Origin of the sequence: Janthinobacterium sp. 78 (assembly GCF_003096775.1) — a bacterium.
In the GTDB taxonomy this organism is placed as follows: domain Bacteria; phylum Pseudomonadota; class Gammaproteobacteria; order Burkholderiales; family Burkholderiaceae_D; genus Janthinobacterium; species Janthinobacterium tructae.
Map to the genome: position 1 here is coordinate 3,915,105 of NZ_QENT01000001.1, position 18,653 is coordinate 3,933,757.

At 64.7% G+C, this 18,653-nt stretch carries 14 protein-coding genes; 11 read left to right on the forward strand and 3 right to left on the reverse strand.

Annotated elements, in window-relative coordinates:
- Positions 1–19: 19 nt before the first annotated feature.
- The gene (locus C8C92_RS17330; RefSeq protein WP_116744736.1) at positions 20–2,008 is read left to right on the forward strand and encodes a WG repeat-containing protein; all 1,989 of its coding nucleotides are present in this window, start codon (positions 20–22) and stop codon (positions 2,006–2,008) included.
- Between the two features lie 21 nt (positions 2,009–2,029).
- On the forward strand, positions 2,030–2,344 hold the full coding sequence (locus C8C92_RS17335; RefSeq protein ID WP_116744737.1) for a hypothetical protein: 315 nt from the start codon (positions 2,030–2,032) through the stop codon (positions 2,342–2,344).
- Between the two features lie 7 nt (positions 2,345–2,351).
- Here the strand turns inward: C8C92_RS17335 and C8C92_RS17340 are convergent, their stop codons facing one another.
- Entirely contained in the window at positions 2,352–3,728 is a 1,377-nt protein-coding gene (locus C8C92_RS17340) for a YihY family inner membrane protein (RefSeq protein WP_099763509.1), read from the reverse strand.
- A gap of 67 nt (positions 3,729–3,795) precedes the next feature.
- Between C8C92_RS17340 and wrbA the strand changes: the two genes are divergently transcribed.
- Genes wrbA through C8C92_RS17385 form a run of 9 tightly spaced genes read left to right on the forward strand, consistent with a single transcriptional unit; the run spans position 3,796 to position 14,027 of the window.
- Complete coding sequence (wrbA, locus tag C8C92_RS17345; protein ID WP_099764561.1) at positions 3,796–4,404, forward strand: NAD(P)H:quinone oxidoreductase; 609 nt, start codon at positions 3,796–3,798, stop codon at positions 4,402–4,404.
- Positions 4,401–4,814, forward strand: coding sequence for a DUF2069 domain-containing protein (locus C8C92_RS17350; RefSeq protein ID WP_099763508.1), 414 nt, complete (start codon positions 4,401–4,403; stop codon positions 4,812–4,814). The genes wrbA and C8C92_RS17350 overlap by 4 nt, the downstream gene beginning before the upstream one ends.
- A gap of 11 nt (positions 4,815–4,825) precedes the next feature.
- Positions 4,826–6,241: an FAD-binding oxidoreductase gene (locus C8C92_RS17355; protein WP_165829473.1), complete on the forward strand. Its 1,416-nt coding sequence runs from the start codon at positions 4,826–4,828 to the stop codon at positions 6,239–6,241.
- Positions 6,238–6,666 carry a DUF4124 domain-containing protein gene (locus C8C92_RS17360; RefSeq protein WP_116744739.1) on the forward strand — a complete coding sequence of 143 codons (429 nt, stop codon included), beginning with the start codon at positions 6,238–6,240 and terminating at the stop codon, positions 6,664–6,666. The genes C8C92_RS17355 and C8C92_RS17360 overlap by 4 nt, the downstream gene beginning before the upstream one ends.
- Positions 6,654–9,251 (forward strand): FtsX-like permease family protein, encoded by a 2,598-nt coding sequence (locus tag C8C92_RS17365; RefSeq protein WP_116744740.1) that lies wholly within the window; start codon positions 6,654–6,656, stop codon positions 9,249–9,251. Before C8C92_RS17360 ends, C8C92_RS17365 begins: the two co-directional genes overlap by 13 nt.
- Positions 9,251–10,327 carry a carotenoid 1,2-hydratase gene (locus tag C8C92_RS17370; RefSeq protein ID WP_116744741.1) on the forward strand — a complete coding sequence of 359 codons (1,077 nt, stop codon included), beginning with the start codon at positions 9,251–9,253 and terminating at the stop codon, positions 10,325–10,327. Before C8C92_RS17365 ends, C8C92_RS17370 begins: the two co-directional genes overlap by 1 nt.
- A gap of 50 nt (positions 10,328–10,377) precedes the next feature.
- Positions 10,378–12,246, forward strand: a complete 1,869-nt coding sequence (locus tag C8C92_RS17375) for an ABC transporter transmembrane domain-containing protein (protein ID WP_116744742.1) — start codon at positions 10,378–10,380, stop codon at positions 12,244–12,246.
- A gap of 2 nt (positions 12,247–12,248) precedes the next feature.
- Complete coding sequence (gene leuE / locus C8C92_RS17380; protein WP_099763502.1) at positions 12,249–12,923, forward strand: leucine efflux protein LeuE; 675 nt, start codon at positions 12,249–12,251, stop codon at positions 12,921–12,923.
- Between the two features lie 12 nt (positions 12,924–12,935).
- Positions 12,936–14,027 (forward strand): beta-eliminating lyase-related protein, encoded by a 1,092-nt coding sequence (locus tag C8C92_RS17385; protein WP_116744743.1) that lies wholly within the window; start codon positions 12,936–12,938, stop codon positions 14,025–14,027.
- 136 nt (positions 14,028–14,163) lie between these two features.
- On the opposite strand, the gene C8C92_RS17390 is transcribed toward C8C92_RS17385, so the two are convergent.
- Both C8C92_RS17390 and C8C92_RS17395 read right to left on the reverse strand, forming a co-directional pair.
- Complete coding sequence (locus tag C8C92_RS17390) at positions 14,164–15,597, reverse strand: OmpP1/FadL family transporter (RefSeq protein ID WP_116744744.1); 1,434 nt, start codon at positions 15,595–15,597, stop codon at positions 14,164–14,166.
- Between the two features lie 159 nt (positions 15,598–15,756).
- Entirely contained in the window at positions 15,757–18,549 is a 2,793-nt protein-coding gene (locus C8C92_RS17395) for an EAL domain-containing protein (protein WP_243420259.1), read from the reverse strand.
- Positions 18,550–18,653 lie beyond the last annotated feature (104 nt).

Sequence of the window (18,653 nt, forward strand, 5' to 3'; positions counted from 1 at the left end):
CACTTTCAGACAAATATCCATGATCAACACCGCAGCCCTGTTCAGCACCGCCTTTTTACCCGGCCAGGCCGGATTCGACACCGAGACGATTACCGGCCTGGCCGAATGGCGGCTGGACGTACCTGCGCTGTTCAAGCTGCTCATCGGCGCCGGCACGCAAGCCGTCGCCTGGCCCATCTACGGCGATGGCGAAGACTGCCCCTGCGTGCTGGCCGCGCCGATGGCGCAGGCGCAGACCAGCTGGCAAGCCTTGTCCGCGCTGATGGACAAGCCGCGCGACGCAGCCGCCATCGTCGCGCGCAGCGCCATCAGCACCTTGCTGGCCGGCGGCCAGGCGTGGCTGATCCTCGATTGCGTGCAGCTGGTCCCCCACGATATCGACACGCCCGACTACGCCGCCGCGCTCGACGCCCTGCGCGCCGAGGCGCAAGCCTTGCACCTTGCCCTGCTGCGTGGCGACAAGGAAGCCCTGGCGCCCCTGCTGGCCGCCGGCGCCACTTCGCCGGCGACTGGCTACTGGTCCGCCACGGCCGATGCGCAGCTGGCCGATGTCGAGGAACTCGGCGCGGACGAACTGCCTTTCCTGCAAGGCCTGGAAGTGGTGGGATGGGAGGCAGATGCGCTGTGCTATGAAGTGCGCGCCGCTGGCGAACCGGAGGTCACCGGCCTGGTCACGCCCTACGGCCGCTGGATCGTGCCGCTGTCGCAACGCTGTGTGGACCTGGGCGTTTACTACGCGGACGATGGCTGGATCACCTTTGCCACGGCGGACGCACCCGATGCGCACGGCGTGCTGGATCTCAACGGTACGGTGGTGCTGCCGCCCGCACCCGGCGCCCTGTACGTGATCAGCCCCCACTTGCTGCAGCAGATCGATCCGGACGGCGCCAGCCGCTTGCTGCGCCTGCCCGATGGTGCGCTGCTGATGGACGGCGTGGACCACATCGGCCAGCGCGACGATGGCTATATCGACATCGAGCGCCAGGCGCACGATGACGAGCGCAATGTCTGCGGCGTGCTCGACGCCATGGGCAAGGTAGTGCTGCCGCCGGCCTACAGCTCCGTGCAGGATTTCGGCACGAAGAAGAAAATCGCCATCGTCAGCCAGCGCATCGACGGCCGCTTCCTGTTTGGCATGGCGAACAGCCAGGGCGAGCTGCTGGCGCCATGCCAGTACGAAGCCATCGACTGCGCCACCACCTCGTCGCCGCCTAAGCTGCGCAAGAACCTGATCTTCGCCATCGATGCGCAGGGACTGGCCTGCATGCTGACCCTGGATGGCAAGCAGGCGTTTACGCCGCTGTATCCGCCCGCCCACCATTTGCGCGGCGTGGCCGTGCAAAGCGACTTTTTATATGTGGTCAAGGAGGGTATGGCCTGGAGCATGGATTTCACGGGCCAGTTGCTGGAACAGTTCGACACCGTGGACAACTTCAAGGCGGCCATCACGGCGCAATTGAACGAGGCCATGGGGCTGGGTAAAAAGAAGCCCGTCAGGCGCCGCAGCTTTACGCCAGCGCAGATCCTGGCCAAGGCCGACCGCGAGCAGTTGCGCGCCATGGCCGCCCTGCTCTTGCAAGGCGATGCGGAGCTGGCCGCGCGCTGCGTGGACATCACGCTCGAAGAACTGGCAGAGGACGACCCGGAAGAGGAATACGAAGGCGATTCGCCCGAGGCGGCGTGCTTCTTCCTGCTCTGGTCCACGGCCGCCGATGCGCTGGGCCACGGCACCACCTTGGACTGGAAAGCCGTCGATGAAGTGCCACGCATCGGTCAGCATATCGGCCTGCCCGCGCTGCGCGATTTTTCGTGGGCGCAGCGCGAGGATGGCGACGCCATGGCCGAGGGCCTGGCCGCCATTGCCGCCCACCTGGCGCCGCATCAGCTGCGCCTGGTCAACCTGCACGGTGGCGAAGACACCTATTACCTGGGCGTGGTGCGCGCGTCCGATGCGGCCGCGTTCAGCAAGCTGGCGCTGCAGGCGGCCTTGCGGCCCGTGCTGCTGTGATTTTTCCAATACAAGGCATCCATGCACGCGAAAAAATTCATCGATGATGTCGTCGCATCCAATGCGTCGCTGCTGGCCTTGTATGCGCAGGGGAGCCAGGGAGAGACCCGGCTTGGCGCCCTGCTCGACGGGCTGGCACTGGCCCAGGGGCAGCGCGAGCAAGTCCTGGCCTTGATCAAGCTGGCGATCGATGACGCCACCTACCAACTGGTGTGTGGCATCGAGGGCAGCGCCTCGCTGGGCGACAGCCAGCAGGATTACACGCTGCTCGACGAAGAGGGCAATACGCTGACGGGCGCGCTCGATGCCCTGCTGTACGACAGGCTGAACACCTGATCGAGCGTCAGGCGCAGCGTACTTCGCCGAAATGCTGCGCCAAGGTCAGGCCCAGTCCCTGCTCCACGGCGTTTTCCACCTGCGCCGCCAGCGCGGCTGCATCGATGGCCGCCTGGATATCGCGCTCATTGGTGGAACCGGCCGGATAGCCGGAGTTCACGCGCATGCCGCCGAAGACGAACAGCCGGTAGACGTCGGCCAGGCTGATACGGTTGACATTGCCCAGCAAGACCCAATGGTCGGAACTGTCGGCCACGCGCTTGCCCCACTGTACGCGCACGGCGCCCTCCACGTTGACCCTGCCCACCCAGCCCTGCTGCACCATCTTGTCGAGCAGGGTTTCCATCTCTTCGAAGCCCAGGCGCGTGCTGCGGCGGATTTCTGCCGCGCCCACCAGGGCCGAATCGGCGCAGTGACAGGCCTGGTGCAACACCTTCAGGATGGCGACGGCGTCGACGAATTCGCTGCCGGGCGCCGCCTCGTACCACCAGCGCTCGTATTTCACGACGGGCAAGGCGGCCACCAGCAAGGCGCCCACCAGGGTGATCATCCAGCTCAGGTAAATCCACACGAGGAACAGGGGCAAGGCGGCCAGCGCGCCGTAGATGCGCGAATACGTGGGGAATTCCTGGATGAATTCACCGAAGCCGCGCTTGGCCACCTCGAACGCCAGCGCCGCCAGCAAGCCGCCCCAGGCCGCGTCGCGCCAATCCACGTCGCGGTTCGGCACGGCGATGTAGAGCAAGGTAAACGCCAGCATGGTCAGGCCGATCGACACCAGCGTGTAAAACACTGCGCCGATGAAAGGCACGGCGCCCACCACGCCGCTGGTGGCCATGAAGAGGCGCGAGGTCACCGTCAGCGAGACGCCCACCAGCAGCGGCCCCAGGGTGACGATGGCCCAGTAGACGAGCAGGCGCTTGGTCCAGCGGCGCTCCTGGCGCACGCGCCAGATGCGGTTGAAGACGCGTTCGATCAAGCCCATCATGCCTACCGAAGTGACGATCAGGGCACCGGCGCCGATGGCCGACAAACGCGTGGCTTTCGAGGCAAACGTGGTCAGATAATCGAGGATGGTGTTCGATATCCCCTTGGGCATCACGCTTTGCACGAAATAGTCTTCCAGCGCGTGGCGGAAGGTATTAAACAGGGGGAAAGTGGTGAAGATGGCCAGGGCCAGGGTGAGCAGCGGCACCAGCGCAAACACGGTGGCGAAGGTCAGGCTGCCGGCCACTTGCGGCAAGCTTTCCTCGCGCACGCGGCGGCGCGCGAACTGCAGCAGGTCGCGCGTTTCGGACCACGTCAGGCCGCGCACAATGTCGGCACCGATGTGCAAGGTGCGCCACAGGTATTGAAAGATGGGGAGTATATATTTTGAAAACATGTGCAAAATCAGAACGGCGCCATGACAGCAGTCGTATCAGGCTGTAAAGCGCCCTATAATACCAATGATGAAGCCAACCAATCTGATTATTCTCGTATTGTTTTATTCACGCCATGGCGCCACGCGCCAGCTGGCCGAGCTGATAGCCCAGGGAGTGGAAAGCGTGCCTGGCTGCGACGCGCGCCTGCGCACCGTGCCCGCCGTCTCGACGGTGACGGAAGCGACGGCGCCGGAAGTCCCGCCTGATGGCGCTCCTTATGTGGAACTGGAAGACTTGCAGGAATGCGCGGGCCTGGCCCTGGGGTCGCCTACGCGCTTCGGCAACATGGCCGCGGCCATGAAGTACTTCTGGGATGGCACGGCCAGCGACTGGCTGGCCGGCAGCCTGTCCGGCAAGCCCGCCTGCGTGTTCACGTCCACGGGCAGCCTGCACGGCGGCCAGGAATCGACCCTGCTGTCGATGATGATCCCCCTTTTCCACCACGGCATGCTGGTCATGGGCCTGCCCTACACGCATCCCGAACTGATGACGACTTCCACGGGCGGCTCGCCGTATGGCGCCACGCACTGGTCGGGCATCGCTGGCGACAAGGCGCTCAGCGACGATGAAAAACGCCTGGCCATCGCCCTGGGCCGGCGCCTGGCGGAAAACGCCGCAAAACTGGCGGGCGCATGATGCACGGCACACTGCACAAGTATTTTCACTGGGGCGCCATCGCCAGCCTCGTCACCCTGATCATCTGGTGCCTGCTGTGGGAAACCGTCGTCGCGCCGCTGCAGCCGGGTGGCTCCTGGGTCGTGCTGAAGGCAGCGCCCCTGTTCATTCCCCTGTACGGCGTCATCAAGCGCGACGTCTACACCCTGCAATGGTCGTCAATGGTGATCCTGCTGTATTTTACAGAGGGCGTGGTGCGCGGCTACAGCGACACGAATCCCGTCTCCGCCATGATGGCCTGGGGCGAGGCGGCCATCGTCTGCATCTACTTCTTCTGCGCCGTGCTGTATCTGCGTCCTTACAAAAAGGCCGCCAAGCGCATGGCCAAAGAGCTGCTGGAAAAAGTGAATAAAGTGAGCATCAAGAAATGATCGAACAGACTATGACTGACCAAGCCGACTTCCTCGCCGCCTGCCGCGACCTGCTGGGCGACACCTATGTCCTCACCCTGGACGCCGACATGGCGCCCTTCCTCACCGACTGGCGCGACCGGTTTACCGGCAAGGCACTGGCCGTGCTGCGGCCCGGCACCGTGGAACAAGTGGCAGGCGTGCTGCGCGCCTGCGCGCAATGGCAAGTCCCCGTCGTGCCGCAAGGCGGCAATACGGGCCTGGTCCTGGGCAGCATCCCGGACGCTGCCGGCACGGCCATCGTGCTGTCGCTGGCGCGCCTGAACAGCATACGCGCACTCGACCCCGTCAACCGCACCATCACGGTCGATGCGGGCTGCATTTTGCAAACCATCCAGGAAGCGGCAGTCGCCGCCGGCTGCCTGTTCCCCCTGTCGCTGGCGGCCGAGGGCAGTTGCACCATCGGCGGCAACCTGGCGACGAATGCGGGCGGCACTGCCGTGCTGCGCTACGGCAATACGCGCGAGCTCTGTCTGGGCCTGGAAGTGGTCACGCCGCAGGGCGAGATCTGGAGCGGCTTGCGCGGCCTGCGCAAGGACAATACCGGCTACGATTTGCGCGACCTGTACATCGGCGCCGAGGGCACCCTGGGAGTCATTACCGGCGCGGTGATGAAACTGTATCCGCAGCCGAAAGCCTGCATCACGGCGCTGGCCGCCATGCCCTCGCCAGCCCACGCCCTGCGTTTATTAAGCCTGATGCAAGACCATTGCGGCGCCAGCCTGACGGGTTTTGAACTGATGTCGCAGTATTGCTTGCAACTGGTGGCGGAGCAGTTCCCCCAGCTGCCGCGTCCTTTCGCCGAGCCGCATTGCCAGTACGTGTTGCTGGAGCTGTCGAGCAGCCAGTCCGAGGCGCACGCCGTGGAATTGCTGGAGGCGAGCATCGGCGCGGCCCTGGAAGATGAGTTGATCGAAGACGCCGTCGTCGCCAGTTCCGTGGCGCAGTCCGAGGGACTATGGCAGCTGCGCGAGCACATCCCGCTGGCGCAGGCGCAGGCGGGCAAGAACATCAAGCACGATATCTCGCTGCCGATTTCCCGTATCGCCGATTTCATCGCCGTCACGGACGTGGCATTGGCAACGGCCTTCCCCGGCTGCCAGCTGGTGTGCTTCGGCCATCTGGGCGACGGCAACCTGCATTACAACGTGGCGCCGCCACCAGGCATGACGGATCGCGACTTCCTGGCCAACCAGGACGCCATCAACCGCATCGTGCACGACCAGGTGCACGCTTTTGGTGGTTCCATCTCGGCCGAACACGGCATCGGCGCCCTCAAAAAAGACGACCTGGCGCACTACAAGTCGCCGCTGGAACTGCAACTGATGCGCGCCGTGAAGCAGGCGCTGGACCCGCAGAACATCATGAATCCGGGGAAAATCCTGTGAGAACACCGTTCTTCCTGTTTGCCATCTGCACGGGCCTGGCCGGCCAGGCTGGCGCGCAGGACGTCTACAAATGCGTGCAGGATGGCCAGACCAGCTACAGCGCCGCGCCCTGCACGGGCGGCCAGCTGCAGATCCTGGAAATCCCCTCGCCCCCGCCTGCCGTCGACAAGGGCGCGGCGACGCGCCAGCAACGGGCGGCCAGCCAGCTGGAAGCGGCACGCAAGAAGCAGGAAAATCTGGCAGACCAGGCGCGCGAACGGGCCGCCAAACAGAAGGAAACGCATGACAAGCAGTGCGCCAGGCTGCGCCTGGAGCAGAAATGGGCGGCGCAGGACGCCGTCGGCGCGGGCGACAAGAACCGCGACGCGGCGCAACTGAAAGCGCGGCGCGCCGGCGAACGCCTGGCCGTCGAATGTCTGAATTGAGTGCGCCGCTGGCCAGCCCGGCAACGACGCGCCTGCTGTCGCGCTGGCTGCTGCTGGGCGAATGGCGCGCGCATCCCGTGCGCGCCCTCGTCGCCATACTCGCCATCGCCATCGGCGTGTCCCTGGGCTTTGCCATCCATTTGATCAACGCGGCCGCCTTCAACGAATTTTCCACGGCCGTCAAAAGCCTGTCCGGCCAGGCCGACGTGCAGGTAGCCGGGCGCGAAGCGCTGTTCGACGAAAGCATCTACCCATGGCTGGCGCAGCGCGACGGCGTAGCCGTGGCCTCGCCCGTGCTGGACCTGCACGCTGCGGTGGCCGGCCATGCTGGCAAGGACGGCGGCCCGCTGCACATCCTGGCGCTCGACGTCTTCCGAGCCGGCTTCATCTCGCCCGACCTGATCGGCGCGCCGGCCGAGGGCCAGCCTTTCGACACCCTGGCCGACGACGCCATCTTTTTATCGCCGGCCGCCTTGCGCTGGCTCGGTGTGGCGCAGGGCGACACGATTGCACTGCAATCGGGTACGGGCCAGGTGCCGCTGCGCGTGGCCGGTTCGCTGCAGCGCGCGCGCGCCGGCCAGCGCATCGCCGTGATGGATATCGGCGCGGCGCAGTGGCGCTTCAACAAGCTGGGCAAGCTGTCGCGCATCGATCTGAAACTGCGCCAGGGCGTCAACCGCGACGCCTTCCAGGCCGATCTCGCGCGCACACTGGAAGCCCGATACCCGGGGCGTTTCCAGGTGGGCCAGCCGAATGACGAAAACCAGAATAGCCGCAACAATAACCTCAGCCGCGCCTACCGGGTCAACCTGACGGTGCTGGCCCTCGTCGCCCTGTTTACGGGCGCCTTTCTGGTGTTTTCCACGCAGGCGCTGTCCGTCATCCGCCGCCGCGGCCAGTTCGCGCTGCTGCGCGTGCTGGGCATGGAGCGGGGACAATTGCTGCGCCAGGTGCTGCTGGAAGGCGCCAGCCTGGGCGTGGTCGGCGCCGCGCTGGGCATCGCCGGCGGTTATGCCATGGCCGCTGTCGCCCTGCGATTCTTCGGCGGCGACCTGGGCGCCGGCTATTTCGCGGGCGTGCAGCCGCAGGTGCAATTCACGCCCGTCGCCGCCTTCGTGTATTTTTCCCTCGGCCTCGGCGTCGCCCTGCTGGGCTGCGCGGCGCCCGCGCTGGAAGCGGCGCGCGCCGCCCCCGCCATCGCCCTCAAATCGGGCAGCGAAGAAGTCGTGACGACGCGCCTGGCGAAAACCTGGCCCGCGCTCGCTTGTTTGCTGCTGGCCGGCGCCCTGACGTTCTTGCCACCCGTGTTCGAGCTGCCGCTGTTCGGCTATCTGTCCATCGCGCTGCTGCTGATCGGCGCCATCGCCCTGATGCCGCAACTGGCGGCCGTCGTCTTCCGCGTCCTGCAGCGCGCCTGGCTGCGCACGGACGCGAGCAGCCACGCCCCCGTGCGCAGCCTGACCCTGTCCCGCCTGGCGAATGCTTCGGGCCAGGCCGGCATCGCGCTCGGTGGCGTGCTGTCGAGTTTTAGCCTGATGGTGGCGATGGCCATCATGGTGTCGAGTTTCCGCGTCTCCGTCGATGACTGGCTGCTGCAGATCTTGCCGGCCGACGTGTATACGCGCACGATCGCCAGCGGCGGCACGGCGGGCCTGAACCCGCGCGAACAAGCCGCCATCAGCGCCCTGCCCGGCGTGGCCAGGGTGGATTTTCAGCGTCTGCGCTCGCTTTCGCTGGCGCCGGACCGCCCGAACGTGATGCTGCTGGCGCGCCCCGTCAACCTGGCCGATCCGGGCAAAAGCATGGTGCTGGTAGGCGACACCCTGCCCGTGCCTGCGGGCAGCCGGCCCGTCTGGCTGTCCGAGGCGGCGGCCGACCTGTACAACGTCAAACCGGGCCAGCAGATCGCCCTACCGCTGGCGGGCGGCTTGCACCAGTTCTTCATCGCCGGCATCTGGCGCGACTATGCGCGCTCGTCCGGCGCCATCCAGATGCCGCTGGCCGACTACCGCGCGCTGACCGGCGACATGGATGTCAGCGATGCGGCCCTGTGGCTGGCCAAGGACGCCACGGGCGAGCAGCTGCAGCAGCGCCTGAAAGCGCTGCCCTTCGGCGCCAGCCTGGAAGTGTCGAATCCGTCGGCCATCCGCGCCCTGAGCCTGCAGATCTTCGACCGCAGCTTTGCCGTCACCTATTTATTGGAAGCGATCGCCATCGTCATCGGCCTGTTCGGCGTGGCCGCCACGTTTTCCGCGCAAACCCTGGCGCGCGCGCGGGAATTTGGCATGCTGCGCCACGTGGGTGTGACGCGCGGGCAGATTTTAGCCATCCTGGCGCTGGAAGGCGGCGCGCTGACGGCGCTGGGCATCGCCACCGGTTTTGTTCTGGGCCTGTTGATCAGCTTTGTGCTGGTCTTCATCGTCAATCCGCAATCGTTCCACTGGACCATGCAGCTGCACCTGCCGTGGTCCTTGATCGCCAGCGTGGCAGCCGCCCTGCTGACGGCGGCCGCCCTGACTGCCCTCATCGCGGGCCGGCAAGCCCTGTCCGCTGGCCCCATCCGCGCCGTCAGGGAGGACTGGTAATGCGCCGTTTAACTTGTCTACTGTTGTTCTGCAGCGCCGCCGCCATCGCCGCGCCGCCCGCCTTCGCCCCCGTCACGCCGCTGCCGGCCGGGCAAAGCCTGCGCCTGCCGCACGATTTCGGCGCCCATCCCGCATATAAAACGGAATGGTGGTACGCCACGGGCTGGGTCAAAACCGCCGGCGGCGAGCAACTGGGCTACCAGGTGACCTTCTTTCGCAGCGCCACGGCGTCCGATGCGGACAACCCCAGCGCCTTCGCGCCGAAGCAGCTGATCATCGGCCATGCGGCCCTGTCCGACCCGAAGGTGGGCAAACTGCTGCATGACGAGAAAAGCGCGCGCGAGGGCTTCGGCCTGGCCTACGCCAAGGTGGGCGACACGGATGTGAAACTGGACGACTGGCGCATGCAGCGGCAAGCCGATGGCAGCTACCAGGTCAGCCTGGCCGCGCGCGACTTTACACTGCAGCTGACCCTGGCCCCCACGCAGCCCGTGCTGCTGCAGGGTGACGGCGGCTACTCGCGCAAGGGCGCGCGGCCCGCGCAAAGCAGTTACTATTACAGCGAGCCGCAGCTTGCGACCCGTGGCACGATCGCGCGTGCGGGCGGCAAGGCGGAGGCCGTGACGGGCACCACCTGGCTCGATCACGAGTGGTCGAGCCAGGTGCTCGATGCGGACGCCAGCGGCTGGAACTGGATAGGCGCCAACCTCGCTGACGGCGGCGCCCTGATGGCCTTCCAGATCCGCAGCAAGACAGGTGCTAAACTATGGGCGCACGCGACATGGCGCGATGCGTCCGGCAAGATGACGCAGTTCGCTCCCGGCGAGGTCGATTTCACGCCCACGCAGCTGTGGCGCTCGCCCCGCACGCAGGCCCAATACCCGGTCGCCACCGAGATCCGTACTGGTTCCACGCGCTGGCAGATCAAGCCACTGCAAGCCGACCAGGAACTCGATTCGCGCCGCTCGACGGGGGCAGTGTACTGGGAAGGCGCCGTGACGGTGGAGCGCGATGGCCAGCCGGTGGGCCGCGCCTACCTGGAAATGACGGGCTATGTGCAGCCGATGAAGTTGTAAGCAATGATAAGCAAGCAAGACCGGATACAGTACCTACTAAGCGAAAAACAATGACAACCAGCACAGATACAGGCAATACCAGCAGCACCGCAGCAAGCGCAGCGCCCTCCCCCGACACCGGCACCAGCCGCGAACTGAAGAAAGGCAGCCTGGCCGCCTTCAAGGGCTTGATGCCCTTTTTGACGCCGTACCGCAAGCAGTTCTTCCTGGCCGGTATCGCGCTGGTGGTGGCCGCCGCCTCCACCCTGGCCATCCCCGCCGCGTTCAAGCAGATGATCGACCTCGGTTTCGGCGGCGCGGCTGGCTCGAGCAGCATCCAGCACGTCGACCTGGTCTTCCTCGCCCTGTTCGGCGTGGCGTCCATCCTGGCGCTGGCCACGGCGGCGCGCTTTTATACGGTGTCGTGGCTGGGCGAGCGCGTCACGGCCGACATCCGCAGCGCCGTGTACCGCCACGTCGTCACGCAAAGCCCGGCATTCTTTGAAACCACGCAGACGGGCGAAGTCCTGTCGCGCATCACCACCGACACAACCCTGATACAGGCCGTGGTCGGCACCAGCATCTCCATGGCGCTGCGCAATGTGCTGCTGTTCCTGGGTGGCCTGGTGATGCTGTTCGTCACCAGCGCCAAGCTGGCCGGCATCATCATCGGCTTGCTGATCCTCGTCGTCGTGCCCATCATCGTGTTTGGCCGCCGCGTGCGCAAGCTGTCGCGCGATTCGCAGGACCGCATCGCCGACGCCTCGGCCATGGCCGGCGAAATCCTCAATGCCATGCCCACCGTGCAGGCGTTCACGCACGAGAAAATCGAATCGAAACGCTTTGGCGACTCCGTCGAAGGCGCCTTCATGACGGCCATGCGCCGCATCCGCGCGCGTGCCCTGCTGACCATGATCGCGATTTTGCTGGTCTTCGGCACCATCGTCTTCGTGCTGTGGCTGGGCGCGCGCGCCGTGCTGGAAGGCTCGATGACGGGCGGTGATCTGGGGCAGTTCATCCTGTACGCGTCCATCGTGGCCGGCGCCATCGGCGCACTGTCTGAAGTGATGGGCGAAGCGCAGCGCGCCGCCGGCGCCACCGAGCGCCTGCTGGAACTGATGGCCGTCAAATCGGCAATCGAGTCGCCTGTCACGCCCCTGCAGCTGCCGGCGCGCGCCGCAAACGGCGCTTCGCTGTCGCTGGACGATGTCATGTTCTCGTATCCGTCGCGCCCGGACACCCACGCGCTGGATCACGTCAGCCTCGATATCCGCGCCGGCGAAACGGTAGCCGTCGTCGGTTCGTCGGGCGCCGGCAAGACCACGCTGTTCCAGCTGTTTTTACGTTTTTATGACCCGCAAAGCGGCAGCATCCGCCTCGATGGCGTGGATATCAAGCAGCTCGACCTGCACACCCTGCGCGACGCCATCGGCATCGTGCCGCAAGATACCGTGATCTTCTCGGCCGACGCCATGGAAAACATCCGCTACGGCCGCGCCGGCGCCAGCGACGAGGAAGTCATTGCGGCTGCGAAAATGGCGGCTGCCCACGAATTCATCGAACGCCTGCCAAACGGCTACAAATCCTTCCTCGGCGAACGCGGCGTGCGCCTGTCCGGCGGCCAGCGCCAGCGCATCGCCATCGCCCGCGCCCTGCTGAAAAACCCGCCCCTGCTGCTGCTCGACGAAGCGACCAGCGCGCTGGACGCGGAATCGGAACGCCTGGTGCAAAAGGCGCTGGAAGCGGCCATGGTGGGCCGCACCACCGTCATCATCGCGCACCGCCTGGCCACCGTGCAGCGGGCCGACCGCATCATCGTCATGGAAGACGGCAAGATCGTCGAGACGGGCACGCATGCGTCGTTGGTTGCGCTCGGGGGCATCTATGCGAACCTGGCCGCACTGCAATTCCATCACGTACAGCTCAATCCAGCAGAATAATCATGAACGCACTTTTTCACGCCAACCTGGGCATCACCGATTTCTGGACCTTTTTACTGGGGACCATCTTCATCGTCATCCTGCCCGGCCCCAACTCCATGTACGTGCTGTCGGTGGCCGCCCAGCGCGGCGTGCGGCCCGCCTACCAGGGCGCCTTCGGCATCTTCGCCGGCGACCTGATTTTGATGGTGCTGTCGGCCTGCGGCGTCGCCTCGCTGCTGAAAGCCAGCCCGGCCCTGTTTTATGTCGTGAAATACATCGGTGCGGCCTACCTGGGCTGGATCGGCCTGCAGATGCTGGTCAAATGCTGGCGCAAGCTGCGCGCGCCCGCGCCCGCTGAAGGCGAAGCGGCAGCTGCGCCAGCGCCCGTCAAGGAAAGCGACCCGTTCCGCAAGGCCCTGATCATCAGCCTGATGAATCCGAAGGCGATCCTGTTCTTCATCTCGTTTTTCATCCAGTTCGTCGACCCGGCCTTTTCAAAACCCGTGCTGTCCTTCATCGGCTTGGGCCTGATCTGCCAGGTGATCAGCTTTACCTACCTGACGGCCATCATCTTTGTCGGTGCACGCCTGGCCGAGACCTTCCGCCGCCGTCGCCGCCTGTCGGCCGGCATGGGCGGCGGCGTGGGCGCCATGTTCATCGGCTTCGGCGCGAAACTGGCCACCGCCACACTTTGAGGAAGAAGCGCCTTGACTGAAGCCGAACTGCGACAGCACTGCCACACCATCCTGCCGGGCCACCGCCAGCCCACGCCAGCGGCTACTTTCGCCGCCATGGCCGCCTGGTGCGAGGCCAACGACATCGCGCACGATACCTATGGCGAAGGCGCACTGATCGAACAGTTCGAAAACAAGGTCGCCAGCCTGCTCGGCTTCGAAGCGGCCGTGTTCTGCATCACGGGCACCATGACACAGGTGACGGCCCTGCGCCTGGCTTGCCAGGACCGCGGTTCCTCGCTGGTGGCGCTGCATCCGACGTCGCACATCCTGCGCCACGAGCGGGGCAACCATGCATTGCTGGAGCACTTCACGGGTTTGATGATCGGCGACCCGCACCGTCCGTGGACGGTGGACGACTTGCGTGCCGTGCCCGATGCGCTGGGCGCCGCCCAGGTCGAACTGCCGATGCGCGAAATCGGCGGCCAGTGCCCGTCCTGGGATGAGTTAAACGACATCAAGCGGCACTGCCGCGACAACAACATCCACCTGCACATGGATGGCGCGCGCCTGTGGGAAGCGCAAGCGGGTCTCAAGCAACCCCTGCCCGCCATCTGCGATGGTTTTGACTCCGTCTACGTGTCGCTGTACAAGGGCATCGGCGGCCTCGGTGGCGCCATGCTGGCCGGCAGCCGCCCGTTTGTCGAACGCGCGCGCGCGTGGTTTCACCGCCAGGGCGGCAACATCGTCCACCGCACGCCCTACGTGGTGGCAGCCGCCATGCAATTCGACGCGCGCCTCGCCGCCATGCCCCGCTATTTCGCACGCACGCAGTGGCTGTACGCGCTGCTGCGTGACTTTCCGAGCATCGCCGTCAACCCTGCGCAGCCGCAGGCCAACATGCTGCACCTGCACTTGCCCGTCTCGCGCGAGCGGGCCATCGCCATCCGCAACCAGGTGGCCGAGGAGCACGGCATCTGGCTGTTCGGCCGCGCCAGCCACGCCGCCCTGCCAGGGCACAGCGTGGTGGAATGGTATGTGGGAGATAACTTGCTGGACTTGTCGGACGACTGCGTACGGCTGGCCTTGACCTTGCTGGATCAGGCGATGCGCGCCAGGACCTGAGCAGCGCAGGTCGGGTAGGTCGGGTTAGCGCGCAGCGCGTAACCCGACAACTTCCGAAAACCCATGCACCCAAAAAAAAAGCGCCCGAAGGCGCTTTTTTCCTTTCATGGCGGCCGGGTTGGCCGCCACTACCTGCTTAGAACTTGTAGTTATAAGCGAGACCGATCAACTGCATGCGGGTCTTGAACAGGCCCTTGGTGGTTTCACCGTTACCGGTGCAGCCAGTCTTGACAGGCGAGCAGTCGTTTGTGTAGTTGACGTCAGCATCCTTGAAGTCGATGAAGCTGTAAGCCAGGTCCAGCGAGGAGTTGGCGTTCAGTTTCCAGTTCGCGCCGATCGAGTACTGCATGCGATCGCTGTCCGGCAAGGCCGGGTGGCGCAGTTCCGCGCTGCGTACGGGCGCCTGATCATGCGCGATACCGGCGCGCAGCAGCAGGTTTTCGCTGTACTTGTAATTGGTGCCCAGCGAGACGCGGTAAGTGTCTTTCCAGTTCTGGCGAATGCGCTCGGCGCCTTCGGCCGTTGGCGGGAACTGGATATCCAGGTTCTCCAGGCGCGAAGTGCGGGTCCAGGTGACGTCGCCCATCAAGGCCCAACGATCATCCATCTGGTGGAAGGCGTTGACCGACAGGGTTTCCGGCGTGCGCACTTCCACCAGCGCCTTGGAATTGACCTTGTTCGATGCCTTGGAGATGAAGGCATTTACGGCAGCGTTGTCCGACACTTGCGAGAAGTCCCAGATCGTGTCGCCTTTCAGCTTGTGCGAAATCGACGAACGGTAGGAAATACCGAAACGCGTGCCTTCATTCATCTGGTACAGATAGCCCAGGTTGAAACCGAAACCCCAGTCGTCGCCATCCATCGAGGCATGACCATCCTTGGCGCCTTTGAGTGCTGCGCCAGCTGCCTGCGCGGCGGCCAGGCCCTGCGTCTTGGCGATATTGGCCAGGAAGGCTTGCGACGCGGCTGGCGCGTGCTGAGCCAGGAAGGCCACGGAACCCGGCACGTCGACTGCCTGGCCCAGTTCCGCCTTCATGTGCTCGGCGGTGACGCCGAAACCGAAGGAGTGGTGTTCGTTGACCTTGAAGGAAACGGAAGGATTCAGGGCGATGGCTTCCAGCTTGATGTTGGTGATCGCATAACGGCCGCTCCAGTCGTTGCCGTAATCGAGCTTGGCGCCGTATGGCACGAACAGGCCCATGCCGACGGTCCATTGATCATTGACCTTCTTGCTCGCGTACAGGGCTGGCGCGACTACCGCATCCGGCGCGTAATCCTTGGTGGTGCCGCCTGGATTGCGGCCGGTGAAGGTCTTCGAACCCGTATCCTGGTAGGTCGAATGCGGCACGACGAGGGTGCCGCCGCCAACGAACTGCATGCCTTCCAGGCGCGACAGGCCGGCCGGGTTGTAGAAAATGGTCGATGCGTCGGCCGCTTCGGCGCCGCTGGCATCGGCCGTGCCCTGCGCAGAAACGCTTTGCGAGCCAAAACGGTAGCCCGATGCTTGTGCGGTGGAGGAGATGCCGGCGAACGCGGCAACGATGAGGAGGGGCAGATATTTATGTTTCAAGTTAGTCTCTCTTTATTATATGAAGTGTCTTCGTCACATTGTCTCGGGTAGCTCAACCTCACCCGTCTTGCACTGTTCTTGCCGCCGTGAACTCCAATTCACTGACGGCATGAGCGAAGCATATAATATTTTTTAAAAAAAAGCGAACGTTCGCTCTTTTTATGAAACAGCGTTGTTTTCCTCACCAATCACGGGGCTGCAGGGAGGCAGCACGGGCGCTGGAAGCGGTATCAGAAAGCGCTGCTGCATCAGCCCCAGCATCTGTTCGGCCGGCACAGGGCGCGAAATGAAATAGCCTTGCACTTCGTTGCATTGCAGCGCGCGCAGAATGTCGAGCTGCTCGCGCGTCTCCACCCCTTCGGCCACCACGCTCATGCCCAGCGCATGCGCCATCGACAGGATGGCGCGCACGAAGACCTCGCCCTGCTCCGAGCGGCCCAGCTCCATGGTAAAGGCGCGGTCGATCTTCAAGCCATCCATGGCGAACTTCTGCAGCTGCGACAGCGACGAATAGCCGGTACCGAAATCGTCAACCAGCAGGCGCACGCCCAGCGCGCGGATGGCCGACAGCTGCTCCACGGCGCGGTTCTGCTCATCCATCATGGCCGATTCGGTGATTTCCACCTCGATCAGCCGCGCATCGATGCGATGGCGCGTCAGTGCGGACGCCAGCACCTGATGCACGTCGCCACGGCCGAACTGGCGCGCCGAGACGTTGATCGAGACGGGCACCAGCTCCAGCCCGCTGGCTTGCCAGCGCGCCATTTGCAGGCAGACCTTTTCGATGACGACCTCGCCCAACTGCGAAATCAGGCCGCTGCTCTCGGCCACAGGGATGAATTCCAGCGGCGGCACCATGCCGTGCTGCGGATGCTGCCAGCGCACCAGCGCCTCCATGCTGCACAGCTGGCCGCTCATGGCGTCGACCCGCGGCTGGTAGACGACGAGGAACTGGTCCTGCTCCAGCGCCGTCACCAGGCTTTGCTCCAGTTCGCGGCGGTTGCGGATGGTTTCGAACAATTCGGGCTGGAAGAAGCGGTGATGGCCCTTGCCCGCCACTTTCACGGCGTACATGGCGATATCGGCATTCTTCAGCAGCACTTCCGTCTCGGCCCCGTCGCGCGGATACAGGCTGATGCCGATCGAAGCGCCCATCTTGTGGCGTTCACTGCCCAGGTAAAACGGTTCATCGAAGGCGATGGCGATGCGCTGCGCCACCTGTTCTGCACGGCTATCGTCTTCCACCGGGTCGAGCACGACGACGAATTCATCGCCGCCCAGTCGCACCACGTGATCGCCCGGCCGCAGCACGGCCTTCAGGCGCAAGGAGGCGGCGCGCAGCACCTTGTCTCCCTCGGCGTGGCCCTGCGTGTCGTTGATATCCTTAAAACCATCGAGGTCGATGAAGAGCAGCGCCAGCATCTGCCGCGCAATGGCGGCGCGCCCCAGGGCACCGGGCAGGAATTGCTGCAGCCAGTAGCGGTTGGGCAAGCCCGTCAAGCCGTCTTCATTGGCCAGGCGGCGCAAGTCGCGTTCATGCTCCTTGGCCGTGCTGATGTCTTGCAGGGTCACGGCCAGGCGGTCGCCGCTGCGCACCAGGCGCCGGCGTATCCAGCGCAGCTTGAAAGGGTTTCCATCCGGCAACTCGATCTCTTCCTCGGAAAAGCCGGACTGCATGGCGGCCCGGTAGTTATGGATCAGGTCGCGGAAATACGGCTCGTGGGCGCGCGACTGCAGGCGCATGCCCAGCAATTGTTCGCGGCGCACGCCGAAGTAGCCGGCGCCCGGCTCGTTGCAGTCGACGATCTCGAAGTCGAGGATGCTGCCATCCTCGCCGCGCAGGGCGGCAATGATGTAAAAGCCGTCGCTCGTGCCTTCGGTGGCCATGCGGTAAGCGTTGCGCACGCCTTCGGACTGGTGGTGGCGCCACGCCAGGCGCAGCGACAGCACGGTGGCGACGGCGGCAAAGGCCAGCAGCAGCGCGGTGACGGCCAGCGCGATGCCGATGTAAATGCTGCGCGTTTCTGCGTACGGGTGCAGCATTTCGCCGTCCGACAGGCCGACCACAGCCGTAAACGGATAGGCTTTCAGCGCCTGCCAGCCGACATAGCGGCTTTGCTTGTCGGAAAAAGCGATCCTGCCGCCCGAATGCATGGCACCGCTGTCCGTTTCCAGGAAGCTGGTGTCGAGAAACGGCGTGCCCTCGCCGCTCGGGGTCGGCAGCACGCGCGAGCCGAGGCGCGTGCTGAACAGCTCGCCCTCTTCGCCCACCATGGCGGATATGCCGAACTTGCCGAAACTGACGCTGTTGTAAAATTCGGAAAAATAGCTGGAATGGATGGAGATCAGCAGCACGCCGTCAAAATTGCCATCCTCGTCTTCCAGCCGGCGCGTGAAATGCACGAGGCTCTCGTCGGCGCCCGGCACTGTAGCCTCGCTGGCCGCATTGGCCCGCCCCAGCGCGATGCGCAGCGCGCTGGAATTGCTGCGCCAGTGGCGCAGCAGGAAATCGCTGCGCTCGTTGACGCGCAGCTGCTGCAGCGGCGCCGTGGCCGTCACGGGGTGGCCCTTGCGGTCGAGGATGGCGACGATGGCAAATTGCGGCAAGGCATACATGCCCTGCGTCTTCAAGTGATCGAGGCGCAGCTGGCCGCGCGAATTTTCCCACTCATACTTGAGCTGCAAGGTCAGCTGGTCCATCTGTTCCAGCGTGCGCAGCAGATACTGGCCATACGCTTTCGACAAGGAAGACACGCTGTCGAGCGCCTGCTGCTGCGCCACCTTCTTTTCCGCCTCCAGCTGCAGCAAGGTGGCCGTCCACAGTACCGCGCACAGGACCAGCCCCAGCAAGGGCCAGGCCAGGATCAGGCGCAGGTTAGCCTTGAGAAAATCGGCCCTGCTCATCTCCACCACGGCGGCGTTATTATTATTTACAAATTGTCGCAAGAACATGGTGCAGCATCTACCGTTTCTATGTATTTCTTTAAGGACACACAAATTACCACAGAGTCATGTTTGCAGGTAAGGCAGCAGCGTAATTATGTGTGTGGGCCGCG

Bases quoted from the DNA above. Each gene is read 5' to 3' on its own strand.
- C8C92_RS17330 (WP_116744736.1), top strand. From the start codon at position 20: ATGATCAACACCGCAGCCCTGTTCAGCACCGCCTTTTTACCCGGCCAG.
- C8C92_RS17335 (WP_116744737.1), top strand. From the start codon at position 2,030: ATGCACGCGAAAAAATTCATCGATGATGTCGTCGCATCCAATGCGTCG.
- C8C92_RS17340 (WP_099763509.1), bottom strand. From the start codon at position 3,728: ATGTTTTCAAAATATATACTCCCCATCTTTCAATACCTGTGGCGCACC.
- wrbA (WP_099764561.1), top strand. From the start codon at position 3,796: ATGAAGCCAACCAATCTGATTATTCTCGTATTGTTTTATTCACGCCAT.
- C8C92_RS17350 (WP_099763508.1), top strand. From the start codon at position 4,401: ATGATGCACGGCACACTGCACAAGTATTTTCACTGGGGCGCCATCGCC.
- C8C92_RS17355 (WP_165829473.1), top strand. From the start codon at position 4,826: ATGACTGACCAAGCCGACTTCCTCGCCGCCTGCCGCGACCTGCTGGGC.
- C8C92_RS17365 (WP_116744740.1), top strand. From the start codon at position 6,654: ATGTCTGAATTGAGTGCGCCGCTGGCCAGCCCGGCAACGACGCGCCTG.
- C8C92_RS17370 (WP_116744741.1), top strand. From the start codon at position 9,251: ATGCGCCGTTTAACTTGTCTACTGTTGTTCTGCAGCGCCGCCGCCATC.
- C8C92_RS17375 (WP_116744742.1), top strand. From the start codon at position 10,378: ATGACAACCAGCACAGATACAGGCAATACCAGCAGCACCGCAGCAAGC.
- leuE (WP_099763502.1), top strand. From the start codon at position 12,249: ATGAACGCACTTTTTCACGCCAACCTGGGCATCACCGATTTCTGGACC.
- C8C92_RS17395 (WP_243420259.1), bottom strand. From the start codon at position 18,549: ATGTTCTTGCGACAATTTGTAAATAATAATAACGCCGCCGTGGTGGAG.